The organism is Bradyrhizobium sp. (assembly GCF_049512235.1).
Lineage (GTDB): Bacteria > Pseudomonadota > Alphaproteobacteria > Rhizobiales > Xanthobacteraceae > Bradyrhizobium.
The window spans coordinates 1-13,784 of sequence record NZ_JBEKXH010000146.1; the positions used below are offsets into that span (position 1 = coordinate 1).

General features: G+C 64.2%; 12 protein-coding genes. 11 read left to right on the plus strand and 1 reads right to left on the minus strand.

Translation table 11 applies throughout. From position 1 onward, the window contains the following. Positions 1-20 precede the first annotated feature (20 nt). Entirely contained in the window at positions 21-2,117 is a 2,097-nt protein-coding gene (locus ABSG20_RS15405) for a bifunctional rhamnulose-1-phosphate aldolase/short-chain dehydrogenase (RefSeq protein WP_423865366.1), read from the minus strand. A gap of 188 nt (positions 2,118-2,305) precedes the next feature. Between ABSG20_RS15405 and ABSG20_RS15410 the strand changes: the two genes are divergently transcribed. The 11 genes from ABSG20_RS15410 to ABSG20_RS15460 form a co-directional block, all read left to right on the plus strand. Next, the gene (locus tag ABSG20_RS15410; protein WP_423865367.1) at positions 2,306-3,130 is read left to right on the plus strand and encodes a DeoR/GlpR family DNA-binding transcription regulator; all 825 of its coding nucleotides are present in this window, start codon (positions 2,306-2,308) and stop codon (positions 3,128-3,130) included. A 111-nt stretch (positions 3,131-3,241) separates the two neighbouring features. Further along, a complete protein-coding gene (gene rhaS, locus ABSG20_RS15415; protein ID WP_423865377.1) occupies positions 3,242-4,225 on the plus strand; it encodes a rhamnose ABC transporter substrate-binding protein in 984 nt (327 codons plus the stop codon). Positions 4,226-4,295: 70 nt separating this feature from the next. Beyond that, entirely contained in the window at positions 4,296-5,846 is a 1,551-nt protein-coding gene (locus tag ABSG20_RS15420) for a sugar ABC transporter ATP-binding protein (protein WP_423865368.1), read from the plus strand. Continuing rightward, positions 5,843-6,847 (plus strand): ABC transporter permease, encoded by a 1,005-nt coding sequence (locus ABSG20_RS15425; protein ID WP_423865369.1) that lies wholly within the window; start codon positions 5,843-5,845, stop codon positions 6,845-6,847. The genes ABSG20_RS15420 and ABSG20_RS15425 overlap by 4 nt, the downstream gene beginning before the upstream one ends. Then, positions 6,844-7,860 carry an ABC transporter permease gene (locus tag ABSG20_RS15430; RefSeq protein ID WP_423865370.1) on the plus strand — a complete coding sequence of 339 codons (1,017 nt, stop codon included), beginning with the start codon at positions 6,844-6,846 and terminating at the stop codon, positions 7,858-7,860. The genes ABSG20_RS15425 and ABSG20_RS15430 overlap by 4 nt, the downstream gene beginning before the upstream one ends. A 69-nt stretch (positions 7,861-7,929) precedes the next feature. After that, a complete protein-coding gene (locus ABSG20_RS15435) occupies positions 7,930-9,300 on the plus strand; it encodes an FGGY-family carbohydrate kinase (protein WP_423865371.1) in 1,371 nt (456 codons plus the stop codon). A gap of 111 nt (positions 9,301-9,411) precedes the next feature. Continuing rightward, the gene (locus ABSG20_RS15440) at positions 9,412-10,233 is read left to right on the plus strand and encodes a hypothetical protein (RefSeq protein ID WP_423865372.1); all 822 of its coding nucleotides are present in this window, start codon (positions 9,412-9,414) and stop codon (positions 10,231-10,233) included. An 89-nt stretch (positions 10,234-10,322) separates the two neighbouring features. Beyond that, positions 10,323-10,856 (plus strand): hypothetical protein, encoded by a 534-nt coding sequence (locus ABSG20_RS15445; RefSeq protein ID WP_423865373.1) that lies wholly within the window; start codon positions 10,323-10,325, stop codon positions 10,854-10,856. A gap of 52 nt (positions 10,857-10,908) precedes the next feature. After that, the gene (locus ABSG20_RS15450) at positions 10,909-11,907 is read left to right on the plus strand and encodes an MBL fold metallo-hydrolase (RefSeq protein ID WP_423865374.1); all 999 of its coding nucleotides are present in this window, start codon (positions 10,909-10,911) and stop codon (positions 11,905-11,907) included. Between the two features lie 74 nt (positions 11,908-11,981). Then, on the plus strand, positions 11,982-13,133 hold the full coding sequence (locus ABSG20_RS15455; RefSeq protein ID WP_423865375.1) for a WD40/YVTN/BNR-like repeat-containing protein: 1,152 nt from the start codon (positions 11,982-11,984) through the stop codon (positions 13,131-13,133). A 76-nt stretch (positions 13,134-13,209) separates the two neighbouring features. Next, positions 13,210-13,784, plus strand: a 575-nt coding sequence (locus ABSG20_RS15460; RefSeq protein ID WP_423865376.1) for a Vgb family protein, incomplete at its 3' end; no start/stop codon positions are given.

The window sequence follows — 13,784 nt, forward strand, 5'->3', positions numbered from 1 at the left end:
CCAATCTAAGGGGACATCCGCTAGCGGGTAAAGGCCTGGGCGTTGCCGGCGTCGACGTTGAGAATGTTGCCGGTCGACTTGGCCGAAAGATCGGAGGCGAAGAAATAGATGGCCTCCGCGATATCCTCGGGGAAAACCGAAAGCTTCAGCATCGAACGCTGGCGATAGACGGCCTCGAGTTCGTCAACGCTGACGTTGTTGGAAGCCGCGCGTTGCCGGCTCCATTCGCCGCCCCATATCTTCGATCCCCGCAGCACGGCATCGGGATTGACGGTGTTGACGCGAATGCCGTGCGGTGCGCCCTCAAGCGCCAGGCAGCGCGCCAAGTGAATCTCCGAGGCCTTGGCCGCGCAATAGGCCGAGGCGCCCACTGATGCGGCGAGACCGTTCTTGGACGCGACGAACACGATCGACCCGCCGCATTGCTGGCGCTGCATCAGGCGGAACGCCTCGCGGGCAACGAGAAAGTATCCGGTGGCAAGGATATCCATGTTCCTTTGCCAGAGCGCGAGGCTGGTGTCCTCGACCGGCGCTGCGGAAGCGATGCCGGCATTGGAGACGACGATATCGATGCCGCCGAAAGCCATAACCGATTCGGCAAAGCTGGAAGCGACGCCCGCCTCATCGGTGACATCGAGCTTGATGCCGATGGCGTTGTCCCTGCCGTATCTTCCGGTGACGGCGGCGACCCGTTCCTCCAGGGAGGCCGCGTCGATGTCGGCCAGTACGACACAGGCGCCCTCGCTCAGCAGTTTGAGCACGGTAGCGCCGCCGATGCCGCCGGCGGCGCCGGTGACATAGGCGATCCGGCCAGCCAGGGACTTTGGCTTGGGCATGCGCAGCAGTTTGGCCTCTTCAAGCAGCCAATACTCGATGTCGAAGGCCTCCTGTTCGGGGAGGCCGACATATTCGCTGACGCCCGAGGCGCCGCGCATGACATTGACGGCATTGATATAGAATTCCGAGGCGATACGGGCGGCGGCCTTATCCCGCGCGAAAGACAGCATGCCGACGCCGGGCACCAGATAGATCACGGCGTTGGGATCGCGCATGTCCGGTGAATCGGGATGCCTGCACCTGGCGTAATACGACGCGTAATCCCTGCGATAGGCTTCGAGCTTTTCGTCCAGCGATGCCGCCGCAATCTCGAGATTATCGGCCGCGGGATCGAAGTCCAGCACCAATGGACGGATTTTGGTGCGCAGAAAATGGTCGGGACAGGACGTGCCGAGCGGCGCCAATTTTGTCAGCGCGTTCGAATTGACGAACTCCAGCACTTCAGGCGCGTCAGTGAAGTGACCGACCTTGGGCTCGCGCTTCGAAATCTTGCCGCGAACGAGCGGCATCAGCCGGGCGGCGATTTCGCGGCGGCGCGTCTGCTCCATCGCCTGAACCCGGGGACCGCCAAAGCACGGCTGCTTTTCGCGACCGTGAAGCCATGCCGCGGCGCGGCTGATGACCTCCAGCGTCCGCTCATAACAGGACTTGGAGGTCTCGCCCCAGGTGAATAATCCGTGTCCGCCGAGTACGACGCCGACATATTCCCGGTGCTTCGCAGCCATGTCGCCGAGCTTCAAACCGAGATCAAAACCGGGGCGTTGCCACTTGAGAAAGCCGAGCGTTCCCTCAAAGACTTCAGCGGTCAGCCGTTCGGCATCCTTCGACGCGGCGATGGCGATGACGGCGTCGGCATGGACATGATCGACATGGGGATGCGGCACGAAGGCGTGCAACGAGGTATCGATCGACGGCGCGCGGGGATTGAGGTTGAACGTGCAATGATTGAACAGCGCGACCATCTCGTCTTCGTGGTCGAGCCCCTTGTAGATGCCCTTCAAGCTCTCCAGCCTGTCGAGATAGAGGGTCGAAAAGCCGTCGAGGTTCATCGACCCGATGTCGCCGCCGGAGCCTTTGACCCAGAGCACGGTGACCGGCTTGCGGTTCAGGGGATCGGGCGTGACAATCTTCGCGGAGGTGTTGCCGCCGCCGAAATTGGTGATGCGAAGATCGCGGCCGAGAAGGTTGGAGCGATACAGCAGCAGTCCGGGTTCATCGAGGGACGCCGCATGCCCGTCGTCCCACAGATTTGGAAGTTGGGTGGCCACGGTCTGGCGCATCGGGCGTCACTCCTGGAAAGGTGTTTTAGCGCCGCTGCTTAAAGCAGTAATCGATCATGGTCAATCATGATCGAGCATCTTTGGACCCGCTGTTGGCTTGAAGTGATGCAATCATGCAGGTCATAGGGCAATTTCCATTGACGACATGATCGAAATATGACCATTTGTGATCGGTCGGGGAGGCAGCCATGCACCAGCATGAACGCCGTCAGGTCATCAAAGCCATGTTGGACGAGCGCGGAATCGTTCGTGTCGCCGACGTGTGCCAGCTCACCGGCGCCTCCGAGGCTTCGGTCAGGCGCGATTTTTCCCGGCTTGCCGAGGGAGGCTTGGCCAGCCGGGTCCATGGCGGTCTCGAAGCCGCGACCAAACCCGATCCGTCTTCGCCCGCTCTGACACTGGCGACCGGTTCCTTCGAAGCAAGTCACGGCGTCAACGTCGCGGCCAAGCGCGCCATCGCCAAGGCGGCGGTCGAACTGTGCGAGGACGGCGAGGCGATCATCATCAATGGCGGCACGACGACGTTCGAGATGGGCGATTTCCTCTGCCATCGCCGGCTCAAAGTGCTCACCAACTCCTACCCGCTCGCGGAAAAGCTGATTCATCATGGCATCTGCCGGGTCGCGCTGCCCGGTGGAGAGGTCTATCGGGATCAGAAGCTGATCGTTTCACCCTTCGAGGATGATTCCATACAGCACTATTCCGCGAGACGAATGTTCATGAGCGCGATTTCCGTTGGCCCGCTCGGTGTCATCGAAGGCGACCCCTTGATCGCGCGGGCGGAAATCAAGCTGCTCAAACGCGCCGAGAAGCTGATTGTGCTTGCGGACGGCTCGAAGTTCACTGCCCGCGGAAGTCTGGTGATATGTCCGCTTTCGCGGATCGACATCCTGATCACCGACCGGGATGCACCGCCTGCCGCGATCGAAATGCTCAGGGAATGCGGTGTGCAGACCATCGTGGTCGACGCCGAACCCGCGGTCGTCAGGAGAGCGCACGAACTCGCGGGATAGCCGGCCCAGCCGCGATACCGTTCACTTGAGGTACGACATGCCGCAGTCGCGGGATGAAAAAACGAAAAACAGGAGGACAGCATGCTCAATCGACGGTCAGTATTGCAATTGATGGCTAGTGTTTCGGCGGTTTCCGGCGTGGGTCTGACCACCCCAATATTCGCGGCGGAGAAGCTCCGCATCGCCATGGTGGTCAAGGCTCTCGGCATCGGCTTTTTCGACGCCTGCCGCGACGGCGGTCTTCAAGCCGCCAAGGAACTCGGCAATGTCGACTTGATCTACACCGGCCCGACCAAGACCACCGCCGAAGAGCAGATCGCGGTGATCGACGCGCTGATCGCGCAAAAGGTCGATGCCATCGCCATCTCCGCCAACGACCCCAACGCGTTGGTGCCGGTCTGCAAGAAGGCCATGAGCCGGGGCATCAAGGTGATCTCGTTCGACTCCGGCGTCGCGCCGGAGGGGCGGATCATGCATCTCAATCCGTCCAACAACGCTCTGATCGGCGCCAAGTGCGTGCAGATGATGGCCAACACCATCAAGAGCGAAGGCGACTTCGCCATTCTGTCGGCGACCGCCCAGGCCACCAACCAGAACATCTGGATCGAGGAAATGAAGAAGGAACTGGCCAAGCCTGACTACGCCAGGATGAAGCTCGTCGCCACCGTCTATGGCGACGACGTCGCCGACAAGAGCTATCGCGAGACCCAAGGCCTGCTCAAGGCCAACCCGAACCTGAAGGGGATCATCGCTCCGACATCGGTCGGCATCGTCGCCGCCGCCAAGGCCGTGGTCGACGCCGGCCTGGTCGGCAAGGTCTATGTCACCGGGCTCGGCCTGCCCTCGGAAATGAAGGGCGCCGTGCTGGCGGGAGCGACCGACACGTTCGCGATCTGGAACCCGATTGATCTCGGCTATAGCGCGATCACCATTGCTGCCGCGATCGCCTCGGGCAAGGCCACGGGCGCCCCCAACACCACGATCCATGCCGGCCGCATGGGCGACATCAAGATTGCGGAAGATGGTTCGGCGGCGATGGCCGATCCCTTCACCTTCGACAAGTCGAATATCGAGCAATTCGCAAAGATATTCTGATCGCAGGCGCGCCTGTTCCCGCGTTCCCAGAGCGGGCGCGCCGTCTTCCTCTGTCGGGAAATTTCCGCCCATGGATGGCCTGTCTTCGAAAGAGACGCGACGCCACGTCCGCGCCAGGGCGCCGATGCTGTCGTTGTCGGGCATCTCGAAACGTTTCCCCGGCGTGCGCGCCCTTCACAAGGTCGGCCTCGAGCTCCGGGCCGGTGAAGTCACGGCGCTGATCGGCGAAAACGGCGCGGGCAAGTCGACCCTGGTGAAAATTCTCACCGGTATCCTTCAGCCGGACGAAGGCGAGATTCACGTCGACGGCAAGCGGATCACCTGCGCCGGCCCCCGCGACGCCTGGGCCGCGGGCATCAGTGCGATCCACCAGGAAGCCGTGATGTTCGATGAATTGAGCGTCGCGGAGAACATCTTCATGGGACACATGCCGTTGGCGGCGAGCGGGCGCGTCAACTGGTATGATATGAAGGTGCGCACGCGCCACATGCTGAAGCGTCTGGACGCGGATTTCGATGCCGGCGCCCTGCTCAAGACGCTGAGCGTCGCGCAAAAACATCTGGTCGAGATCGCGCGCGCGCTCTCTCATGATGCGCGGATCATCATCATGGACGAGCCGACCTCGGCATTGTCAGCCCGCGAGATCGCCGACCTCTTCCTCATCATCGAGCAATTGAAGAAGCATGATTGCGCCATACTTTTCATCTCGCACAAATTTGACGAGATCTTTCGCGTTGCCGATCGTTGGAGCTGCCTGCGCGACGGCGAGCAGGTCGGCGCCGGCGCGATGGCTGATGTGAGCCAGGCCGATCTCGTGCGTCTGATGGTGGGCCGTGCAATCGATTCCGTCTATCCCAAGCGCGACGCAAGACCCGGGCAGGTGGTGCTGGAAGCCGAAGACCTTTCCAACGCCACCGAATTCGACGGCGTTTCGTTCACGCTGCGCGCTGGCCAGATCATTGGTTTTTACGGGCTGGTCGGGGCCGGGCGCTCCGAGGCGATGCAAGGCCTGTTCGGCCTCAGCCCGCTGACGCGCGGTGCGATCAGGATTGATGGCAAGGCCGCCGACATCCATTCGCCTGACGACGCCATTCGTGCCGGGCTCGCCTATGTCCCCGAAGATCGTCAGGCGCAGGGCGCGGTGCTGCCGTTCGGCGTGCGCGCCAACATGACGCTGGCCTCGCTCGGAGCCCATGCGCGTCATGGCTTCATCTCCTACGCCAGGGAATTGGCAACGACGCGGAGGTTCGGCGCGCGTCTGTCGGTCAAAGCCGCGAACTGGGAGCAGGAGCTCGCCACCTTGTCCGGCGGCAACCAGCAGAAGGTCGTGATCGGCAAGTGGCTCGCCTCCAAGCCGCGCATTCTCATCCTGGACGAGCCGACCAAGGGGATCGATATCGGCTCCAAGGCAGCGGTGCACGAATTCATGGGCGAATTGGCCGGGGAGGGCCTCGCGATTTTGCTGGTGTCCTCGGAGTTGCCCGAGGTGATGGGGATGGCCGATGACATCATCGTCATGCACGAAGGCAGGATCGTGAAGCGCTTCGCCAGTGGCGAGGCCACCGCCGAAATGATCGTCGCTGCTGCCATCGCGGAGCAAGATGGCGGAGTCGGGTCATGAACGCGCTGAGGTTCCTGCGTCACCGGGATGCCGCGCTGGCGCTGATCGTGCTGGCGCTGGTCGCCGCCATCGGCCTGCGGGCCCCGGTGTTCGTGACATCGGATAGCATGATCGGCGTTCTCACCGACACCAGCTTTCTCTTCATGCTGACGCTCGCGCAGATGGCGGTCATCCTGACGCGCGGCATCGATCTGTCAGTGGCAGCCAATCTCGCTTTGGTCGGCATGGTCTCTGCCCTGGTGTCGCGGGCTCACCCGGACCTGCCCATTGCGGCAATCATCGTGCTGGCGATCACGCTCGGCGGTCTGTTGGGCGCGATCAACGGAGCCCTGGTTGCCTTGATCGGCATTCCCGCGATCGTCGTCACGCTGGGGACGCTTTCGATCTATCGCGGCGTGATCTTTCTGCTGGCGGGCGGCGCCTGGCTGACCTCGAAGGACATGAATCCGGCCTTCCTCGCCTTTCCCAGGACCGACATCCTCGGCGTTCCCATTCTCGTGGTCATCGCGATCCTGGTCAGTCTCGCCTTCTGGGGCCTCCTCAACCACACCAGGCTCGGGCGCGGTCTCTACGCGGTCGGCGGCAACCCGGTCGCGGCGCGCTATTGCGGCATTGACCTCGGTGCACAGCAGTTCTTCGTGCACACCCTCGCCGGCGCGATCTCGGGCCTGTGCGGCTATCTCTGGGTCTCGCGTTACGGCATAGCGTACACGGACATCGCACAAGGCTACGAATTGACGATCATTGCGGCCTGCGTGATCGGCGGCGTCTCGATTGCCGGTGGTGTCGGCTCGGTTCCCGGCGCCTTGCTGGGTGCGCTGTTCCTGGGTGTAGTCGTCAACGCCTTGCCCGTGATCAACGTCTCCCCGTTCTGGCAAATGCTGATCTCGGGGGCCGTCATCCTCGCCGCCGTCGTCATCAATGCCCGCTCGGGCAAACCCGACGGCAAACTCATCCTGCGCCAGGCAAGATTGCTGGCCAGCCGGGGAGCCCACTCGTGAGCCTCTCCAATCCGGCCCTCGCCCCCCGTTATGAAGTCGCGGACCGCCCGCCCGTTCGCATCGCGGATATCCTGCTGCGCTGGGAGACCGTCCTGGTCCTGCTGCTGATCGCCGTGATCATCTTCAACGCATCGATTTCGCCCTATTTCCTCGACTTCTACAACCTCGCCGACGCGACCTTCAATTTCTCGGAGAAGGCGATCCTGGCTCTGGCGATGGCGTACCTGATCATCGTGCGCGACATCGACCTCTCGATCGCCGCGATCATTGCGCTGGCGTCGCTGGCGATGGGCCTGGCGGCACAGATCGGCGCGCCTACACCCGTTCTCATCGCGCTCGGCCTCGGCGTTGGCGTGCTTTGCGGCGCGTTCAACGGCGCGCTGGTGACATATTTTGCCTTGCCGTCGATCGTCGTGACCATCGGCACCATGTCGTTGTTCCGGGGCATCGCCCAGGTGGTCCTGGGCGATCAGGCGCTGACGAAATATCCTGCCTCGTTCCAGGCGATAGGTCAGGGCTACATCTCGGAAGCCGTGCCGATCCCGATTGCTTTTGTGCTGTTCCTGCTTCTCGCCGCGGTGTTTGCGATCGTCCTGCAGCGTACGACAATGGGCCGGCGTCTCCATGCCATCGGCTGCAATCCGACGGCGGCGCTGTTCTCCGGCATTGCCGTCAACCGCATCCGGTTCTCGCTGTTCGTGCTGATGGGCTTGCTGGCAGGCCTGGCGGCGGTGTTGCTGACCAGCCGCATCGGTTCCACCCGTCCCAATATCGCGCTCGGCTTCGAACTGGAGGTCGTGACCACGGTGGTGCTGGGTGGCGTCTCGATATCAGGCGGTGCCGGCGGCATTGCCGGCGTGGTGCTGGCGGTGTTCGTGCTCGGACTCACAACCTTCGGCCTGTCGCTGATCAACGTGCCCGGCATCGTCATCAGCATCCTCAATGGCGTGCTCTTGATCCTCTCGATCGCGGCCCCTCGGCTGGCCGCGCGCCTGTTGCGGCGGAGAACCTGACATGCGGCGCCACGCCTTCGCTGCAAGAAATGTTCATCCTGCCGTGAATGCGGGCTTCGGAGAGTTGTAATGCGCGGGGCCGTCGCAGTACTCGACATCGGCAAGACCAATATCAAGCTGGAAGTGTTCAACGCCGAGCGGGCGCTGGTGTGGGAGCGCACGACGGCGAACAGCGTGTTGCCTGGGCCACCCTATCCGCACGCGGATGTCGAAGCCGTCTGGGCGTTTCTTGTCAGCGCGCTTGCCGACGCCAACAGGGCGCATCCGATCGGCGTGATCGTGCCGACGACGCATGGCTGCGCCGGCGCTCTGATCGGCCAATCGGGTCTGGTGCTGCCGGTGCTCGACTATGAATTCGAGGGCGTCGAGGAGATTGAACCACGCTATGCCGTGCTGCGGCCGCCTTATGCGGAAACGCTCTCGCCGCCATTGCCCATGGGCCTCAACCAGGGGCGGCAGATCGCCTGGCAACAACATCACTTTCCCGAAGCTTTCGCCAAGGCCAGGTTTTATCTGACTTACCCGCAATATTGGTCCTGGCGTCTCACCGGCGTCGCATCGTCGGAAGTAACCATGCTGGGGGCCCACAGCGATCTCTGGGCGCCGATCAAGCGACGCCCTTCCAGTCTGGCGGCCAAGCTCGGCTTGCCGCGCCTGACGCCGCCGCTGCGCTCCGCCTGGGACGATCTCGGCCCGGTCAAGGCTGAGATCGTAGCAGAGACCGGCCTCGGCAGCGATACGCGGGTGCTCAGCGGCGTGCATGATTCCAATGCTTCGCTGCTGCCGCATCTGGCCTCGCGGAAGCCGCCGTTCACGCTACTGTCGACGGGCACCTGGGTCATCCTGATGGCGCTGGGCCTGGGCGTGGAAGGCCTCAACGCTGCCGACGACATGCTGGCCAACGTCGACGTCGAGGGCCGCCCAACCGCCTGCGCGCGCTTCATGGGCGGCCGGGAATACAGCGAACTGCTCGGCGCCGTGCAAGCTCCTGCTGACGACGCGGCGGTGACGAGGGTCATCGCATCCGGCGCGATGGCCTTGCCGTGCTTTGCGCCGCAGGGCGGCCCCTTCGTATCGCGCCGAGGCGAGATCCGCGGCGAGGTGCTGCAGGCCGATCGCCCGGCATTGGCGACACTTTACGTCGCGCTGATGAGCGATCTCTTGTTGACCCGGCTCGGTGCCAACACCGGCGCTTTGATCATCGAAGGCAGTTTTGCCACCAATGCCGCCTATGGCGAACTGCTGGCGGCGCTGCGGCCGGAGCAACCGGTCTTTGCCGGCGACGATGCCGCCGGCACCGCAAGGGGCGCGGCCTTGCTGGCGCAATGGCCGCCGCCCATGCTGGAAGCCGCGCCGGGGCGGCCGATCGAAAAGCGCGCGATCGAGGGGCTGGCGAGCTATCGCGCGATGTGGAACAGGGCCGTGCTGGCGCCGGTCTGAACGGCTTACGCGCTACTGACAGGTCGCATTTGGCAATTGGCGTTGGGTTGAAACACTGCATAATGCGGGCGCGAACAGCCATTTTGGCGCGTGAGCCATGACGAAGCCGCCATGAACATAGTGTCCTTCCTGTTGCTCGGCTTCATCCTCGGGATGCGGCACGCGACCGACGCCGACCATGTCGTCGCCATTGCGACGATCGTCAGTCGTGAGCGCGGCGTGGCGGGCTCGGTGCTGATCGGCGCCGCCTGGGGCGTCGGGCACACCGCCACGGTCATGGCGGTCGGCGCGGCGATCATCGTGTTCGGGGTCGTGATCCCGCCGCAGATCGGTCTGTCGATGGAATTCGCCGTCGGCATCATGCTGGTCCTGCTTGGCGTTCTCACCTTGACAGGGATGGGCCGCGCGGTCGGCGCGGCCCACGCCCATGCCAGCGTCCCCGGCGGACGAGCGCTCGACCTCCACGATCACCTGCATGCGCACGGCGACTACGTGCACCGGCACCCGCAAGGTCGCGTCCCCCTTGCGCACGGGCACGCCGGGGAGCACGTGGCGCTGGCGCGGCTGGACCGCTATGGGCGGGGCTGGATCGCGTTCCATGGGTGGCTGCGCCCCTTCGCGGTCGGCATCGTGCACGGCCTTGCAGGATCGGCCGCCGTCGCACTGATGGTGCTGTCCGTCATCCCCGAACCGATCGCCGCGCTCGGCTATCTCTTGCTGTTCGGGCTCGGCACCATCGTCGGAATGATGCTGATCACGCTGATCCTGTCGGCGCCGTTTACGTTCACGGCGGTCAATCTGCCGAAATTCAATTGGTGGCTCCGCGTGGCGTCGGGCCTGGTCAGCTTCGTCTTCGGGCTGGTCCTGATCTACGGCATCGGCTTTGCCCAGGGCGGCCTGTTCACCGACGCGCCGACCTGGGAACCCCGTTGACCGCCGCTCAACCTCAGGGATAGAGTGCCCGACAATAAACTGGAGGATGCGCCATTCATACGATCGGCATGCCCAGCGGGCGGTCGTTATTGTTGGCGGGCGTCGTGGTGGCGCTCGGGGCAACCACGGGTGCAGCGTGGCTGCACGAGCTGCGGCCGGGGCCGGTGGTGCAAGCGGCGGCGCAAACTGCCGATACGCGAGCCGAGAAACATCAGCCGCCGGTATTGACGGCGGACGAGGAACGTTTCGCGACAGCCTTGTGGGCCGTCCACCGGGAGGCGACCCGGTCGGCGGTGGCCATGAGCTTTGCCGGCATCTCCTATCAGACCGAGGATCGGGACGCGCGGGCGTTCGCACGAAAGATCGAGCCGCTGGCGAAATTCTTTCATGATGCCGAAATGCAGGTTCGCACCATGAGCACGCCGCCGTCGCTGTCCGTCACGCAGGGGCAGTACGTCGAGGCCATGGCGCTCTACGCCAAGGCTGCCGACGAGATGCTGAAATTCACCGGGGATGGCGAGGCGCAGCGTCTCGGCGACGCCCACCGGATGGATGTCAGCGCCTCGGAAGACATGCTGCGCGTCGGCGAAGTGCTGTGGCCGGGACAATACAAGCCGCACTAGAGGGCAGGGAAGCTCAATCGGGAAACTCAATCTAACCGTGGGGAGGAAGGCAATGAGAAGAAGCGTGTTACGAATTTGTCCGTCCGCGTGGACCGCCGTGATAGCGGCGCTGGCATGCCTGTTCGGCGCGGCGGCGCAGGCCCAGCAACCGATCTGCTCGGCATGGCTGATCGAGAGCAGCCGTTTCATGAACGTGCCGTTCGGATCGTTCATGCCGGATCGCGCATTCGTGCCCGGCAGCACCAAGCCGGAGAGCAACATTCCGAGCGTCGATCTGCCGGTGAATATCGGCGTGATCAAGTGCGGCAGTGAGTTGATCCTGTTCGATACCGGCTGGAAGCAGCAGGATTATCTGAAGATGACCGGGTCGGACCACTGGGCGCCGCTGCCGGACCAGCTGAAGGTTCTCGGCTTCAATGCTGCCGATGTCACCAAGGTGGTGCTCGGCCACGCCCATTGGGATCACGCCGGCCAATTGTCCGACCTGCCCAACGCCGTACTCTACATCCAACGCGAGGAGCTCAAGGCGATCGAGTGGGCGCTCAACTATCCGGAGCCGCACATCCGGGCGGTCAACTCCGATCCCGGCGGCTGCAATCGTACGCCCGCTTGCGGCTACATGCCGCTCACCATCGAGGAGGTCTACGGCAAGGTGCTGAAGGGCAAGGCGGTGATCGTCGACGGCGAAATGGAGATCCTGCCGGGCGTGCGGATTCATCCGGCGTTTCGCGCCCATACCGCCGGCTCGCAGCTGCTCGAGGTGCCGACCAGCATCGGCAAGCTGGTGTTCGGCTCGGACGCGTTCTCGTCGTACGAGGGCATCCGCGATTGGATGACGGCGAACGTGCAGCAGACCGACACGGTCCAGCAGTTTCTCGCCTATGAGAAGTGCTACAAGATCACCGGCGGCTACAACAACTGCGTCGCCGCCCACGAACCGCTGAGCTACACGGACAAATATCCGCTGACGAAGAACTCCTGGGTGGCGCTGAACGGCGGACGCATGGCCGAAATCACGCTGGCGCCGGGTGAAAAATCGCGCAAGCCATGAGGGGTGTTTTCGGGGTGGGACCCGCCTGCCCACCCCGGCCGCTTCATCCTGGGATTGCAAAAAAGCAGTTCGGCGTGCGTTTGCCGGCCCTTTGGCTTGCCTGCGTGGTGTCCTTCTTGGCCGGCAGCGCGTCGCCGCACGATGCGAGCAGCTATGGCGGCGTGTTTCGCTCCCGCGATTTCGGCGCCGCCTGGTTGAATGCGGATGTCGGCCTGTTTCTCAATGCGGCGCTCGTCATTGCGGTCGATCCACGCGATTCCTCCCATCTGCTGGTCGGCACCGATCTCGGAATCCTGAGTTCGCACAATGGCGGGCGGAACTGGGTGCCGGAGGCGCGCGACATCGTCATCGGCGCGGTATTTGCGCTCGCGTTCTCGCCGGATGGCGAATACGTGCTGTGCGCGGCAGCCAGCGGCGTGTTTCGTCGCGACCGCGACGGTTGGCTGCGCGCCGACGCCCCGGCGTCCGCGATCCCGGCGCGGGCGCTGGTCGCCGGGCCGGCGAACGATCGCTTCTATCTGCTCGGCCGCAGCCAGCTGTTCGCAAGCGAGGACGGCGGCCGCAGCTATGCGGTCGTGCCCGGACCGCCGCAAATGAGCGAGATGACGGCGCTGGTGGCGATCCCGGGATCGGCCGGCATCCTGGCGGCCGTGATCGACGGCCGGGCCATGATCAGCCGCGATGGGGGGCGCAGCTGGCACGACGCCGGTTTCGGCGGCGCCGTTGCGCCGGTCGACACCGTCGCGACCGATGCGGCGCGGCCGCAACGCATCTGGGCGGCGGCGGGCGGCCGGATCGTGGTCAGCGACGATCTCGGCGTAGCCTGGCATTCCGTCGGACGGTCGCTGCCCGAGGCGAGAGCCAGAGTGCGCGGCATCGCGGCGAGCGCAGACGCGACCACGCTGGTGGTCTCCTCCGATCGCGGCATCTATCGCAGCGAAGACGGCGGTGAAACCTGGGCGCCGAAGGAAGACAACCTCCCGACCCATATCGAGGCCGGGCCGCTGGCGCGCGATCCGAACGATGCCGGCGTCATCTACACGGTGTTTTCGCTGATGCCCTATGCGGAAGTCTGGCGCATGGCGATCGAGGGCGGCAACCTTTTGGCGCGCATCGAACCGATCAGCCTCGCCGGCGGGCTCTCGTTCTGCGTGCTGGTGCTGATCGGCGGCACGCTGGCGGCGCGGCACCTGTCGCGGCGCCGCGCCGCCCCTTCGCCGCGCTGATCCGCGCATGGCCGAGCAACTGTTGTCGAGAGCTTCGGGTTCAAGACCGACAACGGAATCATGGAGTTGCTAGCCCATGTTTGACATAGTGTCCTTCTCGATTCCGAAGTTCGTACGCGGTGTGCGGCCAATGCTTGCGAAGTTCGGAAAGGGGATACTGGCCGCGGTGCTCGGGATCGCGGTGCTGGCGGCAGGCGTGCTTTTGCTGGTGCGCGCCGTCGCGGAGGAAAAATTCGTCGAGTTCCGCATGGGCGAGGCGCAGGATGCGCCGATCGCGATTGCGGCGGGCACCGACGGCAGCATCTGGTTCACCATCGACCATGCCGATGCGATCGGCCGTCTGCGCGACGGCCACATCGAGCGGCTGCCGACGACGGGCCGCAACATCGAGCCGCTCGGGCTCGCGGTCGCTGCCGACGGCAGCGCCTGGTACACGGACCTCGCCGCGCGCGCCATTGCGCACATCGGCGGCGCAGGCGAGATCGCGCGGTTTGTGCTCGACACTCCGATCACGCGCCTCGGACGGCTGGCGATCGCGCCCGACGGCGCCACCTGGTTCGCCGACCCGACCGGCTATGGCATGACCAGGCTGAAGGACGGAGTTTTTACCCGCTATCAGATCGAGTCCGCGCGCGGCGGACCCTATGGGGT